Raw genomic sequence first — 26,099 nt, 5'->3', positions numbered from 1 at the left:
CACCTCAATTCTTTTCCATCACGCATTGAAGCGGATGCTGGTGCTGACGGGCGAAATCCATGACCTGCGTCACCTTCGTTTCCGCGACCTCGTAGGTGTAGACCCCGCACTCGCCCACCCCGTGCTTGTGAACATGGAGCATGATGCGCGTGGCCGCCTCCCGGTCCTTTTGGAAGAACCGCTCGAGAACGTGGATGACGAACTCCATCGGAGTGTAATCGTCATTCAGAAGAAGAACTCTGTAAAGATTCGGTCGCTTGGTTTTCGGCTTCGTACGCGTGATGACGGATGTCCCACGGTCGTTGCCGACACCCTCGTCGTCGCCCGCCTGCGCGCGAACTTTCGATGTTGGAGCCCCAATGCCCATGACCATATCGTTCAATGCCGTCACCTTCGCCTTCGGCTGATATGTATGTGCGCGATCGTCCATTTTAAGACGCCATCCCGCCGCAGCCGAATTTCATTCCATCCCGCGATCCAGCCGAGGACTCGACAGGATTCGCCGCCACGGCGCAAGCGTCTTCTCAAGACGCGACAGAGCCTTTGGGGAACGGACGTCGGTAGAGGGAAAGCTCAATTCTGAGCCCATGCAGAGCTTCACGATGTCGAGGGGGAGACGTCTCGGCTACCGCGCGATGCGGTAAAGCCGCGCAAAACCCTTGTCCGCGACCGAAACAAGATTGGGCAGGTTCGGCATGGGGCCGGCGGCGTTCGGCTGATCGGCGTTGAGCACCAGGATGTAGTCGAAGCGGTGCGTCCAATCCGCAAGATAGGGAAAGGCCGCCTGGACTGGCTTGGTCAGAAGATCGACCGTGGGAGGAACGCCTTCCGGCACGGAGATTTCGGTATAGGGCGGCAGGACGGTGATAGGCTGCTTGCCGGCGGCGGTGAACAGGGTCGGGATGAAGGCCTTTTCGCGAACGACGGCGAGCGAACCGTAATGCCAATGCAGCGGCATGTTGCGCCCCAGGAAACGGCCACTCGGCGCCTGGGAATTGAGCGCCTTGTCGCCTGTGTCCTGTAGCGGCAGAAGCTTCGCGCCCGGAGGCAGGTCCGCGACCGCCGCCTCGACAGCGGCGATATTCTTTTCCGCTTCGCTCCACACCCGGTCCACGACGATCATGCGCGACGCGACGAGGACTAGGGCAAGCGAAGCGAGCACCAGTCGATCACGCCCGGCTTCGAACAGGCGCGGGCGAACGCCTGCGGCCATCGCTAGGACCATCATGGAGGGCAGACGCAGATCGATCGCACCCGTCGCCCGGTAGGACACCGGGATGAAAGGGGAGACCACGGCCAGAAGACCCGCAACCAATAGCAGGCCGGCATGGGCCGACAGGCGGCGGCGCAGACAGGCCAACCCAATGAGGCCCGCGAAGAGGACGACATAAACGGCATCGACCTGAAGATCGTAGGTCTTGAAGTAGGTTAGCAGAACCGAGATCGCGTTGGTCAGCGATATTTCGCTCCAGACCGTGCCGCCCTGCCCGGCCGCGCTGTTCGACCCCGGAAGCGCGGGTCCGAACGCGAGCAGCACCAAGAGCGGAATGAAGCACGGCGTGCAGGCTGCTAGCACTCGGCCGAGCATCGGCTTCCAGAGCGATCGATCGGCAAGCAGCGAGAGATGCGGTCCGAAGGCCAACGCGGCCTGAAGCACGACGAAGAACAAAAGCGCGAAGGGATGGGCGATCAGAAGCAGAGCGGACGACGCCGCGCGATAGGCCAGTCGAAGAACCAAGGACCGGGATGCCAGATGGAGGTCTCCCGCCACCAGAAGGAGCGCAAGGCCGAGCCCGATGCTGAAATTCAGGAAACCGGCCAGGAAGATGACATTCCAGACCAAGATCACACAGACGATGTTCCACCAATGCAATCCGCCGAACAGCGCCCGGTTGAGCGCGGTCAGGCCGATGGCAGGCATCAGCAGCCCCAGCGCGAGAAGCAGCCGGCTCAAGATCTGGAGCGGCAGAACGGGGCCGACCGCGGCGGCGATCATGTCGGTCAAGACGTTGGTCCACGCCGCGCCCCAATCAACCCGGTACATGGCGGCCATGACAGGATCTTGAGCGCCGCCGGAGATGAGCCAGAGCCGCGCATAATGGTTGGGATAGTCGAGCAGCGGCGGGATTTCGACACGCAGGATCGGTAGCAGAGAGAGGACGGCAGCGACTAGAAGGAAGAGAAGCATGAGCGCATTGTCGCTTCGTGCGGACTTCGCCTTCGTGATGGGTGGCAAGGGCGCGCGCGATGCTAGATCAACCATGCTGGGATGACTTCCTGAACGTCACGAATTTATTGAGACCGAAACCGACGACAAAGGTGACGAGAACCGAGGCGAGTTTGGCCGCGAGCGCCGGTGCTCCCATCGTCATCAAGGCCGAAAGGCTGGCTTGCGACACGCCGAGCGACAGAAGCGTTACCGCCGCAAAACTGAACACCAGACGCGGCGAATAGTGGGCGCCGGCCTCGCGGAAGGTCAGGTTCTTGTTCAGGATCAGGCTATTGAGCGCGCCGAGGCTGAAGCTGATCGCGTTGGCCGCCAGCGGTGCCAGACCGATCCAAAGAAGGACTGCAAAGGCCGCTAAATCGACAGCCGTGTTCACGATGCCGACCAGCGCAAACAGAACCATTTGCCGAAGAGACCCGCCTGACGGCGAAGCGGCGTCCTCGTTGATCTCTTTACGCGCGCCCTGCGATGACATCAGGCGGACGCTTCCACGCCTCGATCGACCAACGACCCAGCCCCTCCGGCAGCGAGGCTATCGGCCTCTCGCACCGCGAATGGCTGCACCAATGCGGTCTGCCGAATCTCCGCAATCGTGAAGAGCGGACGCCGCTTCACTTCCTGGACCACCCGTCCGAGATATTCACCGAACACACCCATCACGATCATCTGAACGCCGGAGAAGAAGGATATCGCGACGAGCGAACTCGCCCAACCGGGGACGACATTGCCGAGCACCCATTGAGCGACGGCGTAGGCAAGAATGAGGAAGGCGAACACGGCCGACAGCATTCCGAGCCAGACCGCCAGCCGAAGCGGCACGGTGGAGAAGCTCGTCATCGCGTCGGTGGCGAAGGCGATCATCTTTCGCAACGGATATTTGGTCGTTCCGGCGAACCGAGCCTCACGCGCATAGGGCAAAGCCACCTGCTTCCCCCCGATCCAACTCACCATCCCTCGAATGAAACGGTGCTGCTCGGGCATGCCGCAGAGAATGTCGACCACGGTCCGGTTCATCAGACGGAAATCGCCGGTATCACGTGGGATCGGCACGGCCGAGACCTTGTCGAGGAGGCGATAGAAAATTGAGGCCGTCATGAGCTTGAAAGCGGTTTCGCCCGAGCGGGACGCGCGCTGGCCGTAGACCACGTCCGCACCGCCATCCATGATGCTCATCATATCGGGCAGAAGCTCGGGCGGGTCCTGAAGGTCGGCGTCGATCAAGAGAACGCGGGCACCCTTGGCGACCGACAAGCCGGCGGTGACGGCCAACTGATGCCCGTGATTTCGAAACAGCCGCACGCCGACGACATGCGCGTCTCGCTCCGCCAGTTCCGCGATCATGGCCCAGGTGCGGTCCGACGATCCGTCGTCCACCAGAACGATCTCATGCGCGTCGCCAACCGCGTCGAGGCAGGCCGCCGACATGCGCCGATGAAAATCGGTTAGCACCGCTTCCTCATTGTAGCATGGAGCTACGACGGACAGTTTGATCCCGGCCATGAGATGACGACGCCCCTATCTACTTGGTCGACGCGCTGGAGCGGAGCTCTAAGGGAAGGGCCACGCGAGGCTTTTCGACGCGAAAAGGAATAGCGTCCGATAAATATAAAATACAGAGCTTATTTGTATTAGAAGGTGGAAATGGATAGTTCTGTCGCTATTGCAACGCGGGGTAGTAGATCAATCCGCCCCTCCGTCGAACACTTGCTCGACAGTCTCGGAATGACCGTAAGAGCATGGTGAGATACTCAACGACGGAAAGCCCAGCGGAGGCCAGGCTTTCTCGAAATGCAGAACTGATCTTGCAAATGGTGCGCTAGCGCGAGCCGATCAGGCGGCCTGCTGCACCGAATCCTGCGCGTAGGACGCGGCCTTGTTCATGTTGGTTTCCAGCGGCTTGAAGGACTCGCGGGCGATGTTCGTGTAGAGTTCGCCGATCTTCGTCGCCTGCGACATCCAAGCCTCGTAGAAGCTCTTGGCATAGGCGCTCTGCAGTTCGATCGCCTTGTCCGGCGTACGGGTTTGCGCCAGCTCTTCAAGCAGCTTGGTGGAGGTCTCGTAGTTCCGCTTGGTGAATTCACCGGTCTCGGCGGCGATCTGCTGGAAACCCTTCGTCACCGTCGAAACCGACTTGATGAAGTTGTCCATGGCTTCCTTGCCGGCCTGACCAGCGTCCGCATACATGTTCATTGCACTGCTCCCGTTCCAACCCAGAGGCCGCACGCCTGGGTGCAGCGCGCTCGTTTATATTGCACCGCACAAAAATCGCAAGATGCAATCTTGGGTTCTCAAAAGAATTTTTCGATCACGCTCAGGTCGTCAAAAATTTGAGATGAATGCCACCTTCCGATCACAAGGTTCCGGCAACCATAAACGGATTGGTAAGGCCCTCGGGCGTATCTTTCCCACAAGATGAGATCGCGACGCCACGCAGTTGGTAAGGTTCGGCTTAGCCGCCGAATCGCAGCATCTCGAAATCGCAGAGACGAGAGTGCTGCCTCATGCTCAAGGCCCCTTCCCGGATCGATGGTCTGACCAAGCGCGCATCCATGGCGATGGGGACACTCCTCGTTGGTGCCAGCCTTCTCGCCACAGTTCCTGGCGCTCACGCCCAGAGCAGCGACGAGCGTTACTCCGCCATCGTTCTCGACGCGAACAATGGCAAGGTCCTCTACTCCAAGAGCAGCGACGAGCGCCGCTACCCCGCATCGCTTACAAAGATGATGACGCTCTACCTTCTCTTCGATGCGCTGGAGAGTGGTCGGGCCACGCTGTCGACGCCGATGAAGGTCTCGGCCTATGCCTCGGCCCGCCCGCCTTCTAAGCTCGGGCTGAAGCCGGGAACCACGATCTCGGTGGAGGAAGGTATCCTTGCTCTCGTGACCCGATCGGCCAACGACGCGGCGGTGGTAATCGGCGAGTATCTTGGCGGGACTGAAAGCCAGTTCGCCGAGATGATGACGGCCAAGGCACGCAAGCTCGGCATGTCGCGCACCACATTCCAGAACGCCAACGGACTTCCGAACCCGGGTCAGATGACCACGGCCCGCGACATGGCGACGCTCGGCGTCGCGTTGCGAGAGCACTTTCCGCAGTATTACGGCTATTTCAGCCGACGTTCGTTCAACTTCCGCGGTCAGGTCATCGGTAATCATAACCGGCTTCTGGGTCGTATCCAGGGCGTCGACGGCATCAAGACCGGCTACATCAATGCCTCCGGCTTCAATCTCGTGACCTCCGTCCTGCGCGGAAACAAGAAGCTGGTGGCGGTGGTCATGGGCGGGCGCACGGCGCGCTCGCGCGACGATCACATGGCCGAACTCGTGAACAAGTATCTGCCGGACGTCAGCACGCGTTCGGGCGATCCCGTGATCGCGGCCTATTCCCCGACCGCGCGCGGCCCGTCCGTTGCCGCCCATGTCGCCGAAATCCCCGCCAGCGTGCCGCTTCCCACGCGCCGCGCCTCGTCGATCAACGAGCGCGTCGCTCAGGCCTATGGCTCGAATGCGGCCGGCGCGATGAATGCCATTACGGCGCCCGAGCGTCAGGTGATCGGTCGCGAGGCCCTGCGCGCCGCCCTCGGTCGTAAGGAGGTCGACGCGATGGAAATCCCGACCTCGAACGCCTTGGCCGGCGCGCCTCGTCCGCGCGCGTCCATCCCCAACGCCGGACCGGTGACCGCCGTCGCCACCGCTTCCCTCGCTCCCAGCAGCGGCTGGGTCGTCCAGATCGCGGCAACGCCGGTCGAGGCGACGGCGCTGGAGATCCTGTCCGAGGCCAAGCAGCGTGGCGGATCGGCCCTGTCCCGGGCCAAGCCCTTCACTCAGTCGGTCGGCAACGGATCGCAGACGCTTTATCGCGCCCGGTTTGGCGGCTTCGACACCAAGACGGCTGCGAATGCTGCCTGCGAGGTCCTGAAGGCCCGCTCCTATGCATGCTACGCGATCGCCGCCAACTGATCGCCTGCGCCCTGCCTTGACGGGCTTGGAAAGACGTCCGTCCGAGTTTTCCAAATCATCAGTGTATGTGTCAGTTCGAGGTTCCCATGTCCGTTGAACAGGAAATCCTTGGTTTTTCGTCTGCCGGGGAAAAGGCTTCGAACGTTTCCGCGATCGGTCTTCACCCCCTACAGCAAGCGGCATCGCGCCTCGGCGACTATCGCGATGGCAAGACGCGCGTGCGCGCCAAGGACCTGGTCGGGCTGCTGCTCTGCCACGGTGCGCGCGCTTGGCGCGCCGCGCAGCCGGAAGGGATGATTTATCTCAAGGTGAACACGCCGACGGGCACGCCTGCGGTTCGCATCTCCTGCGGACGTGTGGATCGTCTCTGAGAGTTAGAGAAGTCCGAGCCCGGCGAGTTCGCGTTGCAGGTCTGCCGGTAGGGGCTCGCCATCCCCTGATGTTCGGTCAGGCGGCGCGTCGTCCTGCGTGAGATAGCGCCATCCCTGGAAGGCGCGCCGAGGTTGCCACCGCGTCGGGATGAACTCCGGCGCCAGCACGATGCGGCATCGCTCGATCCCATCCTCGGCCGTGAAGGCGTCGAAGCGCAGGATGGGTTGGCGCACCTGCACCTGCGCTTTGATCACCCAGTAAAGCGACCCGCCTGCCAAGATCTCGGCGGCGCGCTTGGGCATGACCCGCGTGACATGGGTCTGCTCGGCCACTTGGCCGGACAGATTAGCGAGCTGCAGGCGATGCTCGACATGGGTCTGCAGATCCTCGATCGATTCGACACCGACGCAAAGCTTGATCATATGGAGCGACATGAGCGCTCCATCCGCCCCTATCGCGGCGAGGTCAAGGCCGGCTGACGCGCTCGTTCCAAATTGCAAGGCGAGCGATTCTTCGCGTCGCTCCCAGCCCGCGAAGAGGCTCCGCCGTCCATGCCGCTTCAGCAGATACTCGATCCCGCAAACCTCGTCGCCCTTCTGACCTTCAGCCTCGGCTGGACGATTTATGCTTATGCGGTGGACGGCAGCGCCCTGTCCCGGCGCGGCTTGAGCCGGCGCATGAACATGCAGCGCGAAGCGTGGATGTACACCATGCTGCGGCGCGACCTGCGCATGATCGACACTGCCATCATGACGGGCCTTCAGCAAGGCACCGGCTTCTTCGCCTCCGCCTGCATCTTCGCGATCGGCGGCTGTTTCGCCCTGATGGGATCGGCCGACCATATCGCGACCGTCGTGACCGACCTGCCGCTGCAAGGCACGTTCGACCGCGCGCTGCTGGAGTCGAAGCTCCTCGGTCTCGTGACGATCTTCGTCTTCGCCTTCTTCAAGTTCGGCTGGGCCTACCGTCTCTTCAACTACTGCACGATCCTGATCGGAGCCGTGCCCATGGCACGCGAAGCGGAAGCCGATCCGGAGGCGGCGGAACTGGCCGTTCGGCGCGCTCTCAGGATGAACCAGATCGCGGCCCGGCACTTCAATTCCGGGCTCCGGGCGATCTTCTTCGCCATGGCCTATCTCGGCTGGTTCATCAGTCCCTGGGTCCTGATCGCGACGACCTTGACCGTCATCCTCATTCTGGCCAGACGGCAGTTCTATTCCGACGCGAACGACTGCCTGGCGACAACGAGAGAGGACGACGCATCTTGACCGGCCAAGACGAGATCAGAACAACCATCCTCGCGGCCATCACGGAGCGGGGCTTGGGCAAGACGGTCTGCCCGTCCGAGATCGCGCGCCAGATCGCCGGCTCCGACGAAAAGGTCTGGCGGCTGATGATGACGCCGATCCGCGCCGTTGCGGTAGCCCTGGCGGATGCCGGCGAGGTCCGCATTCTACGCAAGGGCCGCGCGGTGAACCCGCACGACTTCAAAGGAATCTACAGGCTGGCGCTCCCGGACGAAGGCTGAGGCGCCGGCAGCAGCGCGTCGGTCTTGCCCGTCAGGCGATAGGCGAGAAGCCCCAGATACTCGCGGATCGCGAAGTGGACCTTCTCCAGATTGCGCACCGTCGCGGTCGAGGGCCGGTAGATCGCGTCACCGGCAGGCGTCTGATAGTCCGTGGGATAAGGAATCACGTCGAATCCGGCCGTGCGAAAGCACCCGACCGCACGGGGCATATGCGCGGCCGAGGTTACGAGAAGCCAAGTGTCGCCGCTTTGCGGATCGGCGAGTTCTTTGGAAAAGCGCGCATTCTCGACCGTGTTGCGTGAGCGATCCTCAAGAACGAGCCTTTCAGGCGCGAGGCCGAGGTCGCCGAACAGGCGCTGCGCGACGGAAGACTCCGTCACGTCGTCCTCGAACATGGCGGCCGCGCCGCCGCTGAAGACGATCTTCGCCTCCGGAAACTGCCGCGAAAGAGCGAGCGCGGTGGTGATGCGGTCTGCCGCGTCGTTCAATTCCGGTTCGCCGCGCGTGCGGGCGACGCGCGTGTCGAACGAGCCTCCGAGAACCACGATGCCGGCGACGCGCTCCGGCAGCAGGGGCTTCGGAAAGCGGTTCTCCAGCGGCGCCAGCATCAGAAGCCCTAGCGGCGAGAGGCTGATGATCGCCAGCACCAGGAAGGCGAAGCCGAGGAGACCAAGGCCTGTCCGAGGCAATTTCAGCAAGAGGCAGAGAAAGCCGACGGCGGAGATCAGCAGAATGCCGACGAGGGGCTGGACCAGATACCAGCCGAGTTTCGAAAGGGCGAAAAACATCGGTCGGCTGATATCCTATTATCGCGAGATGGCATGGGGATCGGCCGTTCGGGCCGCCCCGCTTTCGATGTCAGCCCAAGCGTGGCTCTGTCAAATCCGGTCCCACGCCGGCGCGAAGGCCGGGTCGACCAGACGCTTGCGCTGCCGCGTCATGTCGTTGAGCGCAGTTCGATCCGTCTCAGAAAGTTCGAACGAGAAGACGTCGAAATTTTCCCGCAGGCGGTCGGGATTGGAGGTGCGCGGAATGGCGCCGACGCGGGGCTGCTCGATCTCCCAGCGCAGGATCACCTGGGCGGGCGTGCGGCTCAGGCGCTGCGCGATTCCCATCACCGTCGGATGCTGGAGCAGCTCGCCGCCTTGCCCGATCGGCGAATAGGCGATGAGAGCCATGTCGTTGCGCTCGCAAGAGCCGAGAATCGCCTCCTGCGACAAGAGCGGATGATACTCGACCTGATTGCAGACGAGCGGCGCCGTGCTCATGGCGGCCGCGTCGTCGAGAAGCGTGCTCGGAAAGTTCGCGACGCCGATATGCCGGGTCAGCCCCTGCTCCTTCGCCGCGTTGAGCGCCGAAATCGAGTCTTCCAACGGAATGCCCGCATTCGGCCAATGGATCAGAAGCAGGTCAACCGCGCCGATGCCGAGCGCCTCCACCGCCGCTTCGGCTGTGGCGACGAGCCGATCGGCGCCGATGTCCTCGTACCAGACCTTCGTGGTCACGAAGAGATCATCCCGCGCGATGCCGCTGGCGCGAACACCCTCGCCGACTTCCCGTTCGTTGCCATACATTCGGGCCGTATCGATATGGCGATAGCCCGCCTCGATCGCCTCTCCCACCATGCGGATGCAGGTTTCGCCGGTCAGCTTGTAGGTGCCGAAGCCGAGGGCGGGAATGCGCGCGCCGGATGCCTCGATGATCTTCATGCCATGGTCCTCGAATGGGGTCGAAGGCGAGAGAAGTTCCGTTCGCCTTCCTTCCGCATTTGAGATAGGCGAATCCGGGATCGAACCAGTGGACGCATGATGACGGCACCCGAGAAAATCCGTGGGGAGCGGATCGACCTCCTCGACATCGCGCGAGGCTGCGCGCTCCTTGCCATGCTGGTTTATCATTTCACCTGGGATCTCGAATTCTTCGGCTATCTCGCGCCGGGCTTCGCGCAGGTCGGCGGATGGAAGCTTTTTGCGCGCATTATCGCTTCGAGCTTTCTGATCTTGGTCGGGGTCAGCCTCGTGCTGGCGCATGGTCGCGGCGTGCGCTGGGCGTCTTTCCGTAAGCGCTTGTTGCAGATCGCCGCCGGCGCGGCCGCAATTTCGCTCGCGACCTATCTCTTCACGCCGCAGGGTTTCGTCTTCTTCGGCATCCTGCATCTGATCGCGGTTGGAAGCTTGTTGGGCCTCCCGTTTTTGCGCCTGCCCTTCTGGCTCACCGGCCTGCTAGCCGTAGCGCTGGTCGCGATATCGTTCAGCTTCACGACGCCCCTGACCGACAGCCGCTGGCTGGCCTGGATCGGCTTCTCCGAGCACCCCCCTCTATCCAACGACTTCGTTCCGCTGTTCCCCTGGTTCGGCGCCATTCTGTTCGGAATCGCTATCGCGCAGGCGATCGGCCGCTTCAACCAATGGCCAGTGCTCTCGCGGCTCAACGCTCCCTTGCGCGCTCTCTGGCCCCTCTCGACCCTTGGGAAGCACTCGCTCCTGTTCTATCTCGTTCACCAGCCGGTCTCGATCGGGATCGTCGCGCTCGTGGCGTTCCTGGCGCCGCCTGATCAGACCGAGGCGTTTCAGGCCAGCTGCCGGCAGACCTGCGAGAAGGATCGGGACGCGGCCTTCTGCCAGAGTTACTGCGGTTGCGTCCAGACACGGCTGGAGTCGGACAAGCTGCTCGATCGACTGCTTCGCGGTCAGCTGACGGAAGACGAGCGGCAAAAGGTGGGCGAGACCGTCAACGCTTGCTCCTTCGCCCTGCCCGCCTCTCCGTGAGAGCGCGCAGCGAAAGGAGCGGCCTACCGCTTAGCTCGTCGGCGAAATCCCGAGTTCCGCCATGCGGGTGAGACACGCTTCCTCGGCTTGATCCAGTTCAGCCAGCAGATCTTCGATGTCCCGACGCTTCTGCTCGAGCTCGCCCCGCTTCTCGCTGACGCGCCGCACGATCGCTCGAAGCTGCCCGGCTTCGCCCGGCGGCGTGCGGTACATGCCCATGATCTCTCGGATTTCGGCGATCGAGAACCCCAGGCGTTTGCCACGGAGAATCATGCGCAAGAGATGACGATCCGAATGGCGGAAAAGCCGGGTTCTCCCTCGCCGGATGGGCGAGATCAGCCCTTCGTCTTCGTAGAAGCGTATAGTCCGCGTCGAGATGTCGAACTCGCGGGTCAGCTCCGTGATCGTGTAGTAATCGCGCATCAAGATTGTCCGAATGGACGTTTTGTGTGACCCGGCAACGGAGGCAAGTCAATCCGTCGGCCCGTATCCCCAAGCGACGCGCGAGCGAAGATCCGCGTCATCGGACTTGAACGCTTTCCATGCTAGTCGTTCAAATGCAGGAAGCTGGGGTCGAACTGCGCGAGATCGGCCAGTTGCGACCAATTCAGCACATCGATTCGCCCTCGATCCCAGACCATCAATCCTTCGGACCGAAGGATCTGCATGGAGCGGTTGACGCTGACGATGCTGAGGCCGAGCACCTGCCCCACCATCTCCTGCGTCATCGTAAAGGCGAAACCCGTGCGATCGGTGAGCCCCACGGCATGGAAGCGGCACCACATCTCGCAGATGAAATGAGCGAGACGTTCGGTCGAACCGAGCCGCGCGTTGCGTACGATAATGGCGCGGTAGAGAGAAGCGTCGATCAGCGTCTCGCGCCAGAAGGTCGCCGTGAGTTTGGGAGATCCGTCGAGAACGCGCAACATGCTTTCATGGGTCACGAAACCCACGCGGCAGTGCGAAACCGAGCCGATGTAATGGTCCATTCGCTGCAGATGCAGGCTCTGCAGGTCCGGCATGTCGCCGGGAATATGGACGGACTGGATTTGGCGTTCGCCAGAGCGTGTGAAGTTCGACCGGACGACGACTCCCTCCATCAGAAGACAGCATCGGTTTTGAATGTCGCCCTCGTTGATGAAGTCGGTTCGCGGCGGGATATCGACGACGTCCCAGCGAAGCGTCGAGATCATCATCTCGTCCTGCGCGCTAAGCCGTCCGATCGCGCGCAGTCGGCGGGTCAACATGTCCTGAGCTTCTTCCTGCTTGTCCGAAACCGCGCTCAAAACCGTCACCTTATTTTGGACCGGCGCAAGGATGGCCGAAACTTGCTTGAGTGTCGAGACAATTCATCTCGCGCGATCAGGTGATACTCGTGCGTTGGTTGTAGATCGAGAACCAGTACCCGATGATGGAAGTTAAGTTGGAACGTCCTGCTTCTCGCATGTTCGGCAGGAGGTAACAACTCGCCGACGGCCAAGATGCAATGACGTAAGCGGTGCGTAGAGGTGCGAAGAAGATCGATGGCGGATGGGGTGAGATTCGAACTCACGGTACGGTTCCCCGCACGGCGGTTTTCAAGACCGCTGCCTTAAACCACTCGGCCACCCATCCATGGTCGGCGTCTTTAAGGGACGCTCGGGCTTGGCGCAAGCGTCTGCGGAGCGACGGGGTCGGGAACCAGGGTGGGGACGGCGGTTTCGGCCGGCGGCGGAACGGGCTTGGCGATGGGCTGGCGATTGAGCTGAGGGGTCGGACCCGTGCCGACCAGCGAGGCGGTCGCCGCGACAGCGATGAAAAACGCGGTGTAGAGGCTCGCGAGGAGCGCTGCGGTGGTTTTGCTGCTGCGATCCACCCACGCTTTCAGAACACGGTAGAGCGCGAGATCGAGGATGCCGTAGGGAATGGCTACGAGAAGCGGCACGACCACGGCCAGACACCACAGGCCCCAGCCCGGCAAGGGCGGATGCTTGAGGTAGATCGCCACCACGAGCGGCGCGTGACAGAGGTAGAGCGCGTAGCTCCAGTCGCCGTATCGGTCCGCAATGCGGGAGACAATGCCGGGCCGTCCAGTGCCCTGCTGTCGATTCGAGACGACGAGCCCCACGAGCAGGATCGCGGCGGCCGAGGCCACCAAGCGATCGACCCCGAACGAGAAGACACCGGACAGGAAAAGAATGCCGACCGCCAACGTGGCGAGAGCGGGCTGAAACAGACCGCTCGCCCGCAGGCGCGGGATCAACAGACCGGCCGCGAAGGCGGCATTGACGGACATGATCGGCAAGAGCTCGATTCGCGGCGTCAGCACCGACTGGACGCTGCTATAGGCGAAGGTTCCAACAGTGATCACCACGAGCCAAAGCCCGGCGATCCAGTGAAGCCTATGGCGAAGGCCGAGAAGGCTGCAGATGAACAGGAAGACGTAGAACGTCGTCTCGAACAGAAGCGTCCATTCCACGCCGAGATAGTAAATCCGCCCCTCGCCCACTGGCACGAGCGTTACGGCCCAAAGGTCCACTTCGTCGAGCCGGCGCCGCACCAGCAGCAACGACAGGAGGACGATCAGGAAGATCGGGTAGATCCGCACGACCCGATGCAGGAGAAAGCGCCAGGGATCGACCTTCGGCAGGATCTCGGCCATCAGATAACCGGAGATCGCAAAGAAAATCGCGACCCCGATCAGGCCGAAGCGACCGTCGAACACGCGGAGGAACGCGCTCTCGCCGGTGATCTGATCGAGATAGACACTGGCGTGGTAGAGCAGCACGAAGAGCGCGGCGATCGCGCGCATCCATTGCAGGTTTCTGTTGCGGAAGCGCGGGTCTTGCGAGGTCGGGAGAACCGACTGTCCCGCCGCGTCTGGCTTGGATTGGTGCACGAGGCTCGGCTTCTCTCTGGTCCGCCGTCTAAACGGTCAGAATGGATGCCCCGGTCGTTCCGCGCGCTTCGAGCGTCTCGTGCGCCTTGGCGGCCTCGGCCAGTGGGAAGGTCTGATTGATGCGGATCTTCACCGCGCCGCTGCGCACGACTTCGAACAGCGCTTGCGCGCTCGCCTGCAACTCCGCCCGTGTCGCGGTATATCCGTTGAGGTTCGGCCTCGTCAGGTAGAGCGAACCCTTCTGGTTCAGGATTCCGATGTCGAAGCCTTCGATCTTGCCCGAAGACTGGCCGAAGCTCACGAACAGTCCGCGACGCTTCAGGCAGTCGAGACTGCTCGGGAAAGTGTCCTTCCCGACCGAGTCGTAGACCACGTCGCACTTGGCGCCGCCCGTGAGCTCGCTCACAACGGCGACGAAATCTTCTTTGCGGTAGTCGATGACATGATCGTAGCCATGGTCCAGCGCCAGGGCGCATTTCTCCGGCGATCCAGCCGTGCCGATGACACGGGCGCCGAGATGCTTGGCCCACTGGCCAGCGATGAGGCCGACGCCACCGGCTGCCGCGTGGATGAGAACGGTATGGCCGGGGCCGACCTCGAAGGTGCGGCGAAGCAGATACTCCGCCGTCATGCCCTTCAGCATCATGGCCGCGGCCGTCCGGCAATCAATCTCGTCCGGCAGCGCCAGCGCCTGGGCGCTGGGCAGGATAATTTCTTCGGCATAGGCGCCGTCGACGCCGCAATATGTCACCCTGTCGCCCAACCGAAGGTCGGCGACCTCAGGCCCCAGTTCGATCACGACGCCCGCGCCTTCCTTGCCGGGCACAAAGGGCATCTGCGGCGCCTTGTAGGTGCCGTTTCGGAAGTAAACGTCGATGAAGTTCAGGCCGATCGCTTCCTGCCGAACGCGAATTTCACCGGGCTCGAGCGCGCGCCGCTCCACGGGGCGCCACTGGAGAACGTCTGGACCACCGATCCGGTCGACGACGATCGCATGGGTCATGGCACGTCCTTTCCTTCGGCAGGCGTCTCCCGCCTCCCCGTCAGCTTGTCGACGATCTGAAGGACGCCGCCGACGGAGAAAAGGTAGAGGCCGGTCACGAGGACGCCACTGCGCACCCAGAACGGGGATTCGAACGCATAGCCGATCGCGACGAGGCCGAGCACCGACCAGACTGCGAAGACCGCGAGGTTGAAGCTGCGGAAGCGCACGACCCGAACGGGATGGAGAAACTTGATCGGAAGAAAGGTCGCGATCGAACAGAACAAGACGAAGGCGAAGGCCGTCCAATCGTCCGGCTGCACCACGAAGAAGGTGAAGACCACCATGTTCCAAGTGACGGGAAAGCCACGGAAGTGGTTGTCCTTCGTCTTCATGCGCATGTCGGCGTAGTAGACCGCGCTCGTCACCACGATCAGCGCGGCCGCCACGAAGGACCAGGGCCGGCCGATAATGCCGGACTGATAAAGGCCGAAGGCTGGAATCAGCACATAGGTGGAATAGTCGATGATCGCGTCGAGCATGTCGCCCGACCAGTTCGGCAGCACCTGCTTGATATCGACGCGTCTTGCGATCGGCCCGTCGATCCCGTCGACGAACAGGGCAAGCCCCAGCCAGGCGAACATGTGGACCCAGTTCTGCTCCGCCGCCGCGATGATGGAGAGAAACGCCCAGAATGCGCCGCTCGCCGTCAGGAGATGAACGGAAAACGCGCGCCATTGCCGAAAACTCGATGTCACGTCGTTCGCCAAGCCTCGAATTTCATTTCCGCTGCCTAACGCACGCGACATAGGATTGTCATCCGTCCGCGAGGCCGTATCTCGTTTAAACACTGAAAAGAGATACAGTGCTTTGCGTGCGAGACCATCGGAAAGACGAGGAATCGATGCCCACAATCCGACGTGAGGTCGCCGTGATCGGCGGCGGGCTGGCCGGAACCAGTGCCGCCATCGGTCTGGCGAAGGCTGGTTTCGACACGGTTCTGATCGCCCCCCCGGCCCCGGTCGACAAGCGTTCCACCGCGCTGATCGGGTCCTCGCTCGATTTCCTGGCCGGTTGCGGTCTTCTGGACGAGATCGAAAAGGCCGGCGAGCCGCTGCGCGTCATGCGGATCGTGGACGACACGATGCGGCTTTTTCGCGCGCCGAATGTCGAGTTCCATGCCAGCGAGATCGATCGCGACGCATTCGGCATCAACATCCTGAACGCCGATCTCATGTCGATCCTGCGCGAGGCGGCGGATCGACTGGCCGATCGGCTGACGATTCTGCCTTCGCCGCTCGCCTCGATCGAGACAGGGGAAGACCATGCAGTGCTGACGCTCGCGTCGGGAGAGGTTATCCGCGCGAGCCTCGCGGTCGGGGCCGATGGACGAAAGTCCCGCGTGCGGGAAGCGGCGGGCATCGCCATGCGCAGCTGGTCCTACCCGCAGAGCGCCATCGTTCTGAACTTCCGCCACCAGCGTGATCATGATGGTGTCTCGACCGAGTTCCACACGCGCACCGGCCCCTTTACGCAGGTTCCCCTGCCCGGTCGGCGTTCGTCCCTCGTCTGGGTCGAACGGCCGGAAACCGCCGAACTGATCCTGGCGGCGCGGCCGGAGGCGCTCTCGCGCATGGTCGAGGAAAGGATGCATTCCATTCTCGGCGCGGTTGAGGTGGAAGAGGACGTTCAGAGCTTTCCCCTATCCGGCGCGACGGCGACACGGTTCGGGGCCGAGCGCAGCGTTCTGGTCGGCGAGGCTGCCCACGTCTTCCCGCCCATCGGAGCGCAGGGGCTCAATCTCGGTCTGCGGGACGTGGCAGAGTTGGTCGAGGTGGCCGGGCGGCACCGCGACGATCTCGGCGGTGTTGCCATGATCGCGGCCTACGAGAAGGCGCGCGGGGCCGATGTGGCGACGCGAACCGCGGCCGTCGATCTCCTGAACCGCTCGCTCCTGTCGGGCCTCCTTCCCGTGCAGGTCCTTCGCACGCTGGGCGTCGGGCTACTGTCGCACCTCCCGGTTCTGCGTCGCAGCCTGATGCGCGAGGGCGTCGAACCTGGCTCCTCGATGCGCGTGCGCCTGCCTTTCGGACCACGCGGCCCCCGGCGTGCCTCGATTTAAGCTTTGATTTTGGGTGAAATGGCTCGCCGCTTGCGAAGCGCGAGGGCCGGAGTTAGACCGCGATCGATGACCGTCAGTTCAACGCAGACCGCCCGCTTCTTTATCGGACAGATCGTTCGGCACCGGATTTTTCCGTTCCGGGGCGTGATCTACGATGTCGATCCCGAGTTCGACAACACCGAGGAATGGTATCAGTCCATTCCGGCAGAGGTCCGACCGCGTAAGGACCAGCCGTTCTATCACCTCTTCGCCGAGAATGCGGAGAGCGAGTATGTCGCCTATGTCTCCGAGCAAAACCTCGTGCCCGACGAATCCGGTCAGGCCGTGCGCCACCCGCAGGTTGGCGAGATGTTCGACGGGCCCTTCGATGGCGTCTATCGCCTGAAAGGCCAGCATCGGAACTGAGCGGTCTCACCGCATCCATTCCAATCTAGACAGCAAAACGGCGGCCCTTCAGGCCGCCGTTGGCATTTGAAAAGGCTGGGGCCACTTTACTGCGTGGCCTTGGCCTTGTTCTGCGCGTCCTCGAAGCGCTGGCGGCGAGCCTCGGCCTGACCCTGCAGGGCCTTGTCGAGTTCCTGCTGGCGCTGGGCGAGTTCGGGCTGGGCGCGGGCCGGGCCGTCATAAGCCTGCGTGAAGCCCGAGAGCGAGACGGAGATCGGGTTCGGCTGACGCTGGAAGTTCACGGACGTGACCTTCAGGACTTTGCCCTTCTTCATCGACGCGACGAGCGCGTCGGAAAGCTCGGCCTCGGCGATGCAGCGGTCGGGGAAGCAGACGGAGTAGTTCAGGGTCTGCGGCTTGTTCTCGTCGATCTGCATCTGCACGCCGGCCGGGACCACGCGGCCGGTCGGGACGACGGCCTGCAGGACCTTCTGGTTCACCTTGCCGGTCACGTTGATGAGGTTCACGGCGGTGATGAGCTGCCGCGTGTCGGCGATCATCGTGTACTGGGTGTTGCAGATGTTGTTTTCGCCCTGCGGCGAGCAGACCTTGAACCACTCCGCCGGGACTTGCTGCGCGGATGCGCTCGCGACCGGCAGAGCCAGTCCGGCGACTGCGGCCAGACCAGCCAACGCCAACGCCTGCTGAATGTTCTTGGTATGGGTTCTCACCGTCTGTTCTTCCTTCTTTGGCGTGAGCCTCGATCCGGGTCGCGGACTGCAATAGACGCCTCTGCGGTCTTCTGCAAATGAGGCCGTTTGAAGACCTGCCCAAAGCTGGCGGCGGGGCTGCGAGGTGTAGGCAAGGCGCTGCAAAACCGATAGTTTCCGCCGCGAAATGCCACGGAGTTTCCAGCCGAATGCCGACCCGAAGCCTTGCTCGAATCTTGCGCCGCCTCGCTCTTCCGGCCCTGGTCTCGCTGGCGACTCTGGCCTCGGGAAACGCGTCGGCGCTGGCGGAGTCGATGCATGGGATCGCCATGCAGGGCGAGCCGAAGCTGCCCGCAGGGTTCGACCATTTCCCGTATGCCGACCCTGAGGCCCCCAAGGGCGGGCGCATGGTTTATGGCGTGTTCGGCGATTTCGACAATCTCAACCCCGTCAGCGTGCGCGGCGCGCTGACCACAGCTCGCGGCATCTTCGCCGACCCGGAATTCGGCAATCTCGTCTTCGAGCCCCTGATGCAGCGCTCGGCCGACGAGCCGTTTACCTTTTACGGGCTGATCGCCAAGAGCGTCGAGACGGACCCGGACCGAACCTTCGTCGAGTTCCAGCTCGACCCCGCCGCCCGCTTTTCCGACGGCCGCCCGATCCGGCCTGAGGATGTGCTGGCGACGGTCGAGCTTCTGCGTACGCAAGGCTCAGTTCGCCCGCAATATTCCGCCTGGCTCGCCAAGGTGGCCTCGGTCGAGAAGCGCGGCGAGCACGGCGTCCGCTTCACCTTTAACGAGAAGGCCGATCGCGAGTTGCCACTGCTTCTCGCCGGTCTCCCCGTCCTGCCCGCCGGCGATTTCAATGCCGACACGATCGCCCAGACGACGCTGAAGCCTCTTGTCGGCTCCGGCCCCTATCTCGTCGATCGAGTCGAACCCGGACAGCGCATCACCTATCGCCGCAATCCCGACTATTGGGCCAAGGACCTGCCGACCAAGCGCGGGCTGGACAATTACGACGAGATCACGGTCGAATATTACCGCGACCAGAATGCCCAGTTCGAGGCCTTCAAGAAGGGTCTGTCCTACGTCTACGTCTATCAGCAGCCCAATCCGCGCCACTGGCAGACGGCTTACGACTTTCCGGCCGTGCGGGATGGGCGCGTCATCAAGGAAGTGTTTGAGACGGGGCGCCCGGCCAATCTGAACGCCTTCTTCTTCAACACGCGCCGCGCGCCCTTCACGGACCCCAAGGTCCGGGAGGCGCTGTCGCTGCTGTTCGACTTCGAATGGGTAAACGCCAATCTCTTCTATGGGTCCTACAAGCGCCTCAACAGCTTCTTCGACAATTCCGACCTGTCGAGCATCGGACACCTTGCGGACGAGACCGAGCTGAAGCTGCTCGCCCCCTATCAGGCTGACGTGACTCCGAAGGCGCTGAAGGGCGAGGACCGTCAGCCCGTCAGCGACGGCTCGGGAAGCGACCGCGGGCTGTTGCGAGAGGCCGTCGATCTGCTTCAGGCCGACGGCTACCGGTTCGAGAACGGCCAGATGGTCGGCCCCGAAGGCGCGCCTCTGCGCTTCGAGATCCTGGTGCAGTACAGCGACCAGCAGAAGATCGCCCTCGCCTATTCCCGCACGCTGGGGCGGATCGGCGTTCAGGCCGATGTGCGGCAGGTGGACGACGCGCAGTATCAGAAGCGCAAGCAGAGCTTCGACTACGACGTCATCGTCTCGGCCTTTTCCGGCACGCTGTCGCCGGGCGCCGAGCAGGTGAACCGCTGGGGATCGGCAGCGCGCGACCGGCCGGGCTCGTTCAACTATGCTGGCGTCGCCAGCCCGGCCGTCGATGCCATGATCCAGGCCATGGTGACGGCGCGCTCTCGCGAGGATTTCGTCTCGGCCGTGCGAGCCTATGACCGCCTTCTCATCAGCGGCCACTATGTCGTGCCGCTCTATTTCATCGGCGAGCAATGGCTGGCGCGCTGGCGTTTCATCCAGCACCCCGAGGTGACGCCGCTGACCGGCTTCTATCTGCCGGCCTTTTGGCGCGACCCCAAAAGCGAGTGAGATGGAGAAGGCGGCTCAAGCCGCCTTCTTCTGCCCCTCGTCCACGAAGCGGGCAAGCTGCGTCGCGATGCCGGCGGCGCCGTTGAGGCGCTGTTCCGGCTTTTCCCAGACGCGAGCGAGCACGATGGACTGGTCCGGCCGGATCTTCGCCGCCGGCCCCTGCTCGCCGATATATCGCACCAGAGCGGCGGGATTGGCGAAGGTCTTGTCGCGGAACTGGATGACGAGGCCCTTCGGCCCCGCATCGAGCTTCTCGATATTGGCCTTGCGGCAGAGCGCCTTGATGAACACGACCTTCAGGAGATGCTCGACTTCCACCGGCAGCTTGCCGAACCGATCGATCAGTTCCGCGCCGAAGGCGTCGATCTCTCGCGCGTCCTCCAGCTCGGCGAGGCGCCGATAGAGCGTCATGCGAAGCTGCAGGTCCGGCACATAGCTTTCCGGGATCATCACGGCCGTGCCGAGCGAGATCTGTGGCGACCAGGTGCCGTCGGTCTCGACCTCGACGCCCTTCATCTCGGCCACGGCCTCTTCCAGCATTTGCTGGTAGAGCTCGAAGCCGACCTCCTTGATATGTCCACTCTGCTCGTCGCCGAGCAGATTGCCAGCGCCGCGCTGGTCGAGATCGTGGCTGGCGAGCTGGAAGCCGGCCCCGAGCTTGTCCAGCGACTGCAGCACCTTAAGGCGGCGGTCGGCACCGGCCGTCGGCGTCTTGTTGGCGGGAATGGTCAGGAGCGCATAGGCGCGCTGCTTGGAGCGCCCGACGCGGCCGCGCAGCTGGTAGAGCTGCGCGAGGCCGAACATGTCCGCCCGGTGCACGATCATCGTGTTGGCCGAGGGAATGTCGAGGCCCGACTCCACGATCGTCGTGGACAGGAGGACGTCGTAGCGACCCTCGTAGAAGGCGTTCATGATGTCGTCGAGTTCGCCCGCCGGCATCTGGCCATGCGCAACCGCGACCTTCAATTCCGGCACCTGCTCGTCCAGGAACTCCTTGATGCCGGCAAGATCGGCGAGGCGAGGCGCGACATAGAAGCTCTGGCCGCCGCGATAGCGCTCGCGCAGCAGCGTCTCGCGCACCACGAGCGGATCGAAGGGCGTGACGAAGGTGCGCACCGCCATACGGTCCACCGGCGGCGTGGTGATGAGCGAAAGCTCCCGCACGCCTGTCAGCGCCAATTGCAGGGTGCGGGGGATTGGGGTCGCCGAAAGCGTCAGGACGTGGATGTCCGACTTCAGCTCTTTCAGCCGCTCCTTGTGCTTGACACCGAAATGCTGCTCCTCGTCGATGATGAGAAGGCCGAGGTTCTTGAAGGTGATGCCCTTGCCCAGAAGCGCATGGGTGCCGACGACGATGTCGACCGTGCCGGCCGTGACGCCCTTCTTGACCTCGTTCAGCTCCTTGGTGGTCACCAGCCGCGATGCCTGCGCGACGTTGAGCGGCAGGCCCCGGAAGCGCTCGGAGAAGGTCTTGAAATGCTGGCGCGCCAGAAGGGTCGTCGGCACGACCACCGCGACCTGCAGCCCGTTCATCGCCGCAAGGAACGCCCCGCGAAGGGCGACCTCGGTCTTGCCGAAGCCGACATCGCCGCAGACGAGCCGGTCCATCGGGCGCCCTTGCGCAAGATCGTCGGCCACCGCCTCGATCGCGTTAAGCTGGTCCTCGGTTTCCTCATAGGGGAAGCGCGCCTGGAATTCGGCCCATAGTCCTTCGGGCGGCAGCAGTCTCGGCGCGCCGCGCATCTCGCGTTCGGCGGCGATGCGGATGAGGCCGCCCGCCATGTCGAGAAGCCGCTTCTTGAGCTTGGCCTTGCGCGCCTGCCAGGCGCCGCCGCCGAGCTTGTCCAGCGTCGCATCCATCCCCTCGCCGCCATAGCGCGACAGGAGCTCGATGTTTTCGACCGGCAGAAAGAGCCGGTCGTCGTTGGCGTAGCGCAGCTCTAGGCAGTCGTGCGGCGCGCCCATCGCCTCGATCGTGCGCAGGCCGACGAAGCGGCCGATGCCGTGATCGACATGGACGACGATGTCGCCTTCGTTGAGGCCCGTGACCTCGGAGATATAGTCCGAGCCGCGCTTCTTGCGACGGCCCCGCCGGACGAGACGATCGCCCAGAATGTCCTGCTCGCCGACGACGACGAAACGGTCGGTCTCGAAGCCGGCCTCGACGCCCAGGATCGCCGTCGCCACCATGTGGCGCCCGGCTTCGAGCGCCTGTTTCAGCGTGTCGACCGGCTTGATGTTGCCGAGCCCATGCTCCTCGACCACCTGCGTCAGGCGCTCGCGCGAGCCTTCCGACCAAGCTGCCAGGATTACCTGCTTGCCGTCCGCCCGCAGGCGCGAGATGTGATCCACGGCGGCGGTGAAGACGTTGACGTCGCCCGCCTGCCGCTCGGCCGCGAAGTCGCGCCCGCGCTGCACATCGAGATTGACCGTGTCGATCTGGAAGCCGGCATCGGTTACGGCATAGGAAGACAGGCGCACCGGGTCGGCTCTGGCGAGGCCGCCGCTCAGCTCGTCCTCGGTGAGATAAAGTTCCTGAGGCCCGAGCGGGTTGTAGGGAACGGACTCGGCGCTGTTCTCGGCGACGCCGCGTCGGCGCGCCTCGTAATAGTCCTGCACGAGCTTGCGTCGCTCGCCCACCGCCTCGGACACGAGATGGTCCAGCACCAGCGGAAAGCCGTCGATATAGTCGAACAGCGTCTCGACGCTCTCGTAGAAGAGCGGCAGCCAGTGCTCCATGCCGGAGAAGCGCTTGCCCTCGCTGATCGAGGTGTAGAGCGCGTCGTTGCGCGCCGGGGCGCCGAAGCGCTTCACGTAGTTGGAGCGGAAGCGCGAGATCGTCTCGTCCTTCAGCGATACTTCCGAGACGGGCGCGAGTTCGAAGCTCTTGCGCTGTCCTGTGGTACGCTGCGTCGCGGGGTCGAAGGAGCGAATGGATTCCAGCGTGTCGCCGAAGAAGTCGAGCCGAACCGGCTCCTCGTCGCTCGGCGCGAAAAGGTCCAGAATGCCGCCGCGCACCGCGAACTCGCCGCGCTCGCGCACCGTCGTCACCCGCTCGAAGCCGCCGCGTCCGAGCACCTGGACGATCTGCTCCATGGCGATGCGCCCGCTCGCGCGGGCGGAGATCGTCTCCTCCTCCAGCACCTTGCGCGGCGGCATCTTCTGCAGGAGCGCATTTGCACTGGTCAGGATCAGAGCGCGATGGGGATCGCGCTGAAGCGAGGCGATGGCCGAGAGGGCCGAAAGGCGGCGCGCCGCCGCTTCCGACGATGGGCCGACGCGGTCATAAGGAAGGCAGTCCCAGGCCGGAAGCGAGAGAACCGGCAGGTCCGGCGCGATAAAGCGCAGCGCGTCCTCGATCTCGCCCATGCGGTTGCCATCGCGCATGACGAAGACGACCGGCTTGTTCTTGCCGCGAGCCCGCGCGATCTCGGCAAGCAGGAACGGCTCGTAGCCATCCAGCACATTGCCGATGCGCAGGCCGACGCCCTTCTCCAGCGCCTTCTTGACGACGGCGGGACTGCTCACGAAGCCACCACCTGGTTCAGGGCGTAGAAGGTACGGATGCGCTGGAAGACCGGAGTGTCGTAGTTTGCCGGAGTTTCCTCGGTGCCCGTCAGCCAGGAGAAGAGGTCGCGGTCGGGCGCCTCCATCAGAAGCTCGTAGACGCCGAGATCCTCGTCGTTGAGATGGCCGATCTCGGCGTCGGCGAAGCGGCCGAGAACCAGATCCATCTCGCGCGTCCCCCGATGCCAGGACCGGAACAGGGCCTTGCGCCGACGCGGGTCGAGATCGCTGGAGGAGCGTGTGGTTCCGGTCATCGCGATCGTCCGATTGTTTCAGGTCTCAAACAGGTTTCGCCAGATCGCTTCCCCGCTCGGGGGCAAGGTCCGGTTCGGTCACGGTCCCTATATAGTTGCCGCGTCCCGGCCTGTCAGCCTATCCAAAAACGAGAACAGACGATAAACACCGCTTCCATGCGCGCCTCGATTCTCGACCCGCTCTTCGCCTCCGTCTCGACGCTGACCGGCGTCGGGCCGAAGGTCTCCGTCCTGATCGGCGGGCTCGTCGCGCCGCCGGGCGCCGGCGGCGTCGCCAAGGTGCGCGATCTCCTGTTCCATCTGCCGAGTGGCGCAATCGACCGGCGTCGCCGCGAGCAGATCGCCTCGGCGCCCGACGGCGTGATCGTCACGCTGGAAGTGTGCATCGACCACTATCAGTTCCCATCCCGCGAGGCCCGCAATCAGCCGACGCGCGTCATCGCGCACGACGCCTCGGGCGAGATCGCGCTGGTTTATTTCCGCGCCCAGTCGCAATGGCTGGAAAAGCTGTTTCCGCTGGGCGAAACGCTGCTCGTCTCCGGCAAGGTGGATCGTTTCAACGGCCGCGCCTCGATGGTGCATCCCGATTTCGTCGGCAGCGCCGAGGATGCCGAAAGCCTGCCGCTGGTCGAGCCGGTCTACCCCATGACAGCGGGCCTTTCGCCCAAGGTTCTGCGGCGCGGCGTTGCCAACGCGCTGGAAAAACTGCCGGAACTCGCCGAATGGATCGAGCCGAGCATCCTCAAGCGCGAAGGCTTCCCGCCCTTTCGCGCGGCGTTGGAAAGCCTGCACAAGCTCCAAGACCCCAAGGATCTCGACCTCGCCAACCCCGCCTTCCGTCGCCTCGCCTATGACGAATTTCTGGCGAGCCAATTGGCGCTCGCCCTCTCGCGCCGGCGCATGAAGCAGGAAGCCGGGCGCAGCCTCGGCACGGATGGCGCCATCCGCGCCCGGGCCGAAAGCTCGCTCCCCTTCAAGCTTACGCCCGGGCAGAATGAGTCGCTTTCAGAAATCTTCGCCGACATGGCGCGGCCGGAGCGTATGGTCCGGCTGCTGCAGGGCGATGTCGGCGCCGGCAAGACCGTGGTCGCCCTGCTCGCCATGTCGGCGGCCAAGGAATCGGGCGCCCAGTCCGTGCTGCTGGCACCCACTGAAATCCTCGCCCGTCAGCACTTCGCTGGCCTTTCGCGCTACTGCGACGCGGCGGGGCTTTCGATCGCGCTTCTGACCGGACGAGACACGGGGAAGACGCGCGAGGGCAAGCTCGCCGCGATCGCGTCGGGCGAGATCGACATCATTGTGGGCACGCATGCCCTGTTCCAGGACGATGTCGCCTATCACAATCTCGGCCTCGTCGTGGTAGACGAGCAGCATCGATTCGGCGTGGAGCAGCGGCTTCGTCTCACCCGCAAGGGCAGCGCGCCCGATCTTCTGGTAATGACGGCGACGCCCATTCCGCGCACGCTGGTGCTCGCGGCCTTCGGTGACATGGACGTGTCGCGTCTCCACGGCAAGCCGGCGGGCCGCAAGCCGATCACCACCGTCGCCGTGTCGTTCGATCGGCTGGAAGAGGTCGTCGCCCGCGCCGGGCGCGCCATCGAAGAAGGCGAGAAGCTTTATTGGGTCTGCCCGCTGGTGGAGGAAACCGAGACGAGCGATCTGACGGCGGCCGAGGAGCGCGCCGAGGTGCTCCGCCAGTTCTTCGGCAATCAGGTCGGGCTCGTGCATGGCCGGATGACCGGCGCCGAGAAGGACGCCGCCATGGCCGACTTCAAGTCGGGCCGCACGCGCATCGTGGTGGCGACGACGGTGATCGAGGTCGGCGTCGACGTGCCCGATGCCTCGATCATCGTGATCGAACATGCCGAGCGCTTCGGCCTGTCGCAATTGCACCAGTTGCGCGGTCGAGTCGGGCGAGGCGACAAGCCGTCCTCCTGCGTCCTTCTCTATCGCGCGCCGCTGGGCGAAGCCGCCAAGGCGCGGCTTGCCGTGATGCGCGAAACGGAGGACGGATTCCGTATCGCCGAGGAAGACCTGAAGCTGCGCGGCGAAGGCGATCTGCTGGGCACGCGGCAATCCGGAATGCAAAGTTTCCGCATCGCCGATCTCGAAGCCCATGCCGATCTCATGGAATCCGCGCGCGACGACGCGCGGCTGCTGATCGCGACCGACCCCGAACTCGGCTCGAAGCGGGGCGAGGCCGTTCGCGCCCTTCTCTACCTCTTCGGCAAGGACGACGCGATCAAGCTTCTGCGCGCCGGCTGAGCGCTGGTCGG

The 26,099-nt window shown here is 63.7% G+C and carries 25 protein-coding genes and 1 tRNA gene; 9 read left to right on the top strand and 17 right to left on the bottom strand.

Features of this window, described 5'->3' with window-relative positions; translation table 11 throughout:
- Positions 1-4: 4 nt before the first annotated feature.
- The 5 genes from clpS to M673_RS10790 form a co-directional block, all read right to left on the bottom strand.
- Positions 5-367 carry an ATP-dependent Clp protease adapter ClpS gene (gene clpS, locus M673_RS10810; protein ID WP_061977791.1) on the bottom strand — a complete coding sequence of 121 codons (363 nt, stop codon included), beginning with the start codon at positions 365-367 and terminating at the stop codon, positions 5-7.
- Positions 368-625: 258 nt separating this feature from the next.
- Entirely contained in the window at positions 626-2,263 is a 1,638-nt protein-coding gene (locus M673_RS10805; protein ID WP_148640028.1) for a hypothetical protein, read from the bottom strand.
- Positions 2,256-2,702 (bottom strand): GtrA family protein, encoded by a 447-nt coding sequence (locus M673_RS10800; RefSeq protein ID WP_082639343.1) that lies wholly within the window; start codon positions 2,700-2,702, stop codon positions 2,256-2,258. Before M673_RS10800 ends, M673_RS10805 begins: the two co-directional genes overlap by 8 nt.
- The gene (locus M673_RS10795; RefSeq protein WP_061976072.1) at positions 2,702-3,727 is read right to left on the bottom strand and encodes a glycosyltransferase family 2 protein; all 1,026 of its coding nucleotides are present in this window, start codon (positions 3,725-3,727) and stop codon (positions 2,702-2,704) included. Before M673_RS10795 ends, M673_RS10800 begins: the two co-directional genes overlap by 1 nt.
- 330 nt (positions 3,728-4,057) lie before the next feature.
- Positions 4,058-4,417: a phasin family protein gene (locus M673_RS10790; protein WP_061976071.1), complete on the bottom strand. Its 360-nt coding sequence runs from the start codon at positions 4,415-4,417 to the stop codon at positions 4,058-4,060.
- Positions 4,418-4,728: 311 nt separating this feature from the next.
- On the opposite strand from M673_RS10790, the gene M673_RS10785 reads away from it, so the two are divergent.
- Positions 4,729-6,186, top strand: coding sequence for a D-alanyl-D-alanine carboxypeptidase (locus M673_RS10785; RefSeq protein WP_061976070.1), 1,458 nt, complete (start codon positions 4,729-4,731; stop codon positions 6,184-6,186).
- A gap of 86 nt (positions 6,187-6,272) precedes the next feature.
- Positions 6,273-6,557, top strand: a complete 285-nt coding sequence (locus tag M673_RS10780) for a hypothetical protein (RefSeq protein ID WP_082639686.1) — start codon at positions 6,273-6,275, stop codon at positions 6,555-6,557.
- 3 nt (positions 6,558-6,560) lie between these two features.
- Here the strand turns inward: M673_RS10780 and M673_RS10775 are convergent, their stop codons facing one another.
- A complete protein-coding gene (locus tag M673_RS10775; protein WP_061976068.1) occupies positions 6,561-6,992 on the bottom strand; it encodes a DUF1489 family protein in 432 nt (143 codons plus the stop codon).
- A 117-nt stretch (positions 6,993-7,109) separates the two neighbouring features.
- Here M673_RS10775 and M673_RS10770 point away from each other — a divergent pair, with 117 nt between their 5' ends.
- Together M673_RS10770 and M673_RS10765 are read left to right on the top strand one after the other, a co-directional pair.
- Positions 7,110-7,826: a DUF599 domain-containing protein gene (locus M673_RS10770; protein WP_061976067.1), complete on the top strand. Its 717-nt coding sequence runs from the start codon at positions 7,110-7,112 to the stop codon at positions 7,824-7,826.
- Positions 7,823-8,086, top strand: coding sequence for a DUF3253 domain-containing protein (locus M673_RS10765; RefSeq protein ID WP_061976066.1), 264 nt, complete (start codon positions 7,823-7,825; stop codon positions 8,084-8,086). The genes M673_RS10770 and M673_RS10765 overlap by 4 nt, the downstream gene beginning before the upstream one ends.
- Here the strand turns inward: M673_RS10765 and M673_RS10760 are convergent.
- Both M673_RS10760 and M673_RS10755 read right to left on the bottom strand, forming a co-directional pair.
- A complete protein-coding gene (locus M673_RS10760; protein WP_061976065.1) occupies positions 8,056-8,874 on the bottom strand; it encodes a YdcF family protein in 819 nt (272 codons plus the stop codon). The genes M673_RS10765 and M673_RS10760 overlap by 31 nt on opposite strands.
- Positions 8,875-8,964: 90 nt before the next feature.
- Positions 8,965-9,795 (bottom strand): aldo/keto reductase, encoded by an 831-nt coding sequence (locus M673_RS10755; protein ID WP_061976064.1) that lies wholly within the window; start codon positions 9,793-9,795, stop codon positions 8,965-8,967.
- A 99-nt stretch (positions 9,796-9,894) separates the two neighbouring features.
- On the opposite strand from M673_RS10755, the gene M673_RS10750 reads away from it, so the two are divergent.
- A complete protein-coding gene (locus tag M673_RS10750) occupies positions 9,895-10,854 on the top strand; it encodes a DUF1624 domain-containing protein (protein WP_061977790.1) in 960 nt (319 codons plus the stop codon).
- A 30-nt stretch (positions 10,855-10,884) separates the two neighbouring features.
- On the opposite strand, the gene M673_RS10745 is transcribed toward M673_RS10750, so the two are convergent.
- The 6 genes from M673_RS10745 to pcsA all read right to left on the bottom strand — a co-directional run bounded on the left by M673_RS10745 (position 10,885) and on the right by pcsA (position 15,472).
- The gene (locus tag M673_RS10745) at positions 10,885-11,277 is read right to left on the bottom strand and encodes a MerR family transcriptional regulator (RefSeq protein WP_061976063.1); all 393 of its coding nucleotides are present in this window, start codon (positions 11,275-11,277) and stop codon (positions 10,885-10,887) included.
- Between the two features lie 122 nt (positions 11,278-11,399).
- Positions 11,400-12,101, bottom strand: a complete 702-nt coding sequence (locus tag M673_RS10740; RefSeq protein ID WP_148640027.1) for a Crp/Fnr family transcriptional regulator — start codon at positions 12,099-12,101, stop codon at positions 11,400-11,402.
- Positions 12,102-12,378: 277 nt separating this feature from the next.
- A tRNA-Ser gene (locus tag M673_RS10735) sits at positions 12,379-12,468 on the bottom strand.
- 13 nt (positions 12,469-12,481) lie between these two features.
- Positions 12,482-13,732, bottom strand: coding sequence for an acyltransferase family protein (locus M673_RS10730; protein ID WP_148640026.1), 1,251 nt, complete (start codon positions 13,730-13,732; stop codon positions 12,482-12,484).
- Positions 13,733-13,760: 28 nt separating this feature from the next.
- A complete protein-coding gene (locus M673_RS10725) occupies positions 13,761-14,735 on the bottom strand; it encodes a quinone oxidoreductase family protein (RefSeq protein ID WP_061976060.1) in 975 nt (324 codons plus the stop codon).
- Positions 14,732-15,472: a phosphatidylcholine synthase gene (gene pcsA / locus M673_RS10720; protein WP_244493149.1), complete on the bottom strand. Its 741-nt coding sequence runs from the start codon at positions 15,470-15,472 to the stop codon at positions 14,732-14,734. Before pcsA ends, M673_RS10725 begins: the two co-directional genes overlap by 4 nt.
- Before the next feature lie 146 nt (positions 15,473-15,618).
- Between pcsA and M673_RS10715 the strand changes: the two genes are divergently transcribed.
- Both M673_RS10715 and hspQ read left to right on the top strand, forming a co-directional pair.
- On the top strand, positions 15,619-16,836 hold the full coding sequence (locus tag M673_RS10715) for a UbiH/UbiF family hydroxylase (RefSeq protein ID WP_148640025.1): 1,218 nt from the start codon (positions 15,619-15,621) through the stop codon (positions 16,834-16,836).
- Positions 16,837-16,902: 66 nt separating this feature from the next.
- Complete coding sequence (gene hspQ / locus M673_RS10710; RefSeq protein ID WP_061976058.1) at positions 16,903-17,241, top strand: heat shock protein HspQ; 339 nt, start codon at positions 16,903-16,905, stop codon at positions 17,239-17,241.
- A gap of 86 nt (positions 17,242-17,327) precedes the next feature.
- Here the strand turns inward: hspQ and M673_RS10705 are convergent, their stop codons facing one another.
- Positions 17,328-17,951 (bottom strand): invasion associated locus B family protein, encoded by a 624-nt coding sequence (locus tag M673_RS10705; protein ID WP_061976057.1) that lies wholly within the window; start codon positions 17,949-17,951, stop codon positions 17,328-17,330.
- A gap of 188 nt (positions 17,952-18,139) precedes the next feature.
- On the opposite strand from M673_RS10705, the gene M673_RS10700 reads away from it, so the two are divergent.
- Positions 18,140-20,002, top strand: a complete 1,863-nt coding sequence (locus M673_RS10700; RefSeq protein ID WP_082639339.1) for an extracellular solute-binding protein — start codon at positions 18,140-18,142, stop codon at positions 20,000-20,002.
- Positions 20,003-20,017: 15 nt separating this feature from the next.
- Here the strand turns inward: M673_RS10700 and mfd are convergent, their stop codons facing one another.
- Positions 20,018-23,530 carry a transcription-repair coupling factor gene (mfd, locus tag M673_RS10695; protein ID WP_061976056.1) on the bottom strand — a complete coding sequence of 1,171 codons (3,513 nt, stop codon included), beginning with the start codon at positions 23,528-23,530 and terminating at the stop codon, positions 20,018-20,020.
- Positions 23,527-23,823 carry an FAD assembly factor SdhE gene (locus M673_RS10690; RefSeq protein ID WP_061976055.1) on the bottom strand — a complete coding sequence of 99 codons (297 nt, stop codon included), beginning with the start codon at positions 23,821-23,823 and terminating at the stop codon, positions 23,527-23,529. Before M673_RS10690 ends, mfd begins: the two co-directional genes overlap by 4 nt.
- Positions 23,824-23,979: 156 nt before the next feature.
- Here M673_RS10690 and recG point away from each other — a divergent pair, with 156 nt between their 5' ends.
- Complete coding sequence (recG, locus tag M673_RS10685) at positions 23,980-26,088, top strand: ATP-dependent DNA helicase RecG (protein ID WP_061976054.1); 2,109 nt, start codon at positions 23,980-23,982, stop codon at positions 26,086-26,088.
- The last annotated feature ends 11 nt before the right edge of the window (positions 26,089-26,099 follow it).

Source organism: Aureimonas sp. AU20, from assembly GCF_001442755.1.
Taxonomy (GTDB): Bacteria; Pseudomonadota; Alphaproteobacteria; order Rhizobiales; family Rhizobiaceae; genus Aureimonas.
Note: the sequence above shows the minus strand (reverse complement) of the source record. Positions and strands in the feature narration are given on the sequence as shown.

Excerpts from the sequence above, each read along its gene's own strand:
- clpS (WP_061977791.1), bottom strand. The coding sequence starts at position 367 with ATGGGCATTGGGGCTCCAACATCGAAAGTTCGCGCGCAGGCGGGCGAC.
- M673_RS10805 (WP_148640028.1), bottom strand. The coding sequence starts at position 2,263 with ATGGTTGATCTAGCATCGCGCGCGCCCTTGCCACCCATCACGAAGGCG.
- M673_RS10800 (WP_082639343.1), bottom strand. The coding sequence starts at position 2,702 with ATGTCATCGCAGGGCGCGCGTAAAGAGATCAACGAGGACGCCGCTTCG.
- M673_RS10795 (WP_061976072.1), bottom strand. The coding sequence starts at position 3,727 with ATGGCCGGGATCAAACTGTCCGTCGTAGCTCCATGCTACAATGAGGAA.
- M673_RS10790 (WP_061976071.1), bottom strand. The coding sequence starts at position 4,417 with ATGAACATGTATGCGGACGCTGGTCAGGCCGGCAAGGAAGCCATGGAC.
- M673_RS10785 (WP_061976070.1), top strand. The coding sequence starts at position 4,729 with ATGCTCAAGGCCCCTTCCCGGATCGATGGTCTGACCAAGCGCGCATCC.
- M673_RS10780 (WP_082639686.1), top strand. The coding sequence starts at position 6,273 with ATGTCCGTTGAACAGGAAATCCTTGGTTTTTCGTCTGCCGGGGAAAAG.
- M673_RS10775 (WP_061976068.1), bottom strand. The coding sequence starts at position 6,992 with ATGTCGCTCCATATGATCAAGCTTTGCGTCGGTGTCGAATCGATCGAG.
- M673_RS10770 (WP_061976067.1), top strand. The coding sequence starts at position 7,110 with ATGCCGCTTCAGCAGATACTCGATCCCGCAAACCTCGTCGCCCTTCTG.
- M673_RS10760 (WP_061976065.1), bottom strand. The coding sequence starts at position 8,874 with ATGTTTTTCGCCCTTTCGAAACTCGGCTGGTATCTGGTCCAGCCCCTC.
- M673_RS10755 (WP_061976064.1), bottom strand. The coding sequence starts at position 9,795 with ATGAAGATCATCGAGGCATCCGGCGCGCGCATTCCCGCCCTCGGCTTC.
- M673_RS10750 (WP_061977790.1), top strand. The coding sequence starts at position 9,895 with ATGACGGCACCCGAGAAAATCCGTGGGGAGCGGATCGACCTCCTCGAC.
- M673_RS10745 (WP_061976063.1), bottom strand. The coding sequence starts at position 11,277 with ATGCGCGATTACTACACGATCACGGAGCTGACCCGCGAGTTCGACATC.
- M673_RS10740 (WP_148640027.1), bottom strand. The coding sequence starts at position 12,101 with ATGTTGACCCGCCGACTGCGCGCGATCGGACGGCTTAGCGCGCAGGAC.
- M673_RS10725 (WP_061976060.1), bottom strand. The coding sequence starts at position 14,735 with ATGACCCATGCGATCGTCGTCGACCGGATCGGTGGTCCAGACGTTCTC.
- M673_RS10715 (WP_148640025.1), top strand. The coding sequence starts at position 15,619 with ATGCCCACAATCCGACGTGAGGTCGCCGTGATCGGCGGCGGGCTGGCC.
- hspQ (WP_061976058.1), top strand. The coding sequence starts at position 16,903 with ATGACCGTCAGTTCAACGCAGACCGCCCGCTTCTTTATCGGACAGATC.
- M673_RS10700 (WP_082639339.1), top strand. The coding sequence starts at position 18,140 with ATGCCGACCCGAAGCCTTGCTCGAATCTTGCGCCGCCTCGCTCTTCCG.
- M673_RS10690 (WP_061976055.1), bottom strand. The coding sequence starts at position 23,823 with ATGACCGGAACCACACGCTCCTCCAGCGATCTCGACCCGCGTCGGCGC.
- recG (WP_061976054.1), top strand. The coding sequence starts at position 23,980 with ATGCGCGCCTCGATTCTCGACCCGCTCTTCGCCTCCGTCTCGACGCTG.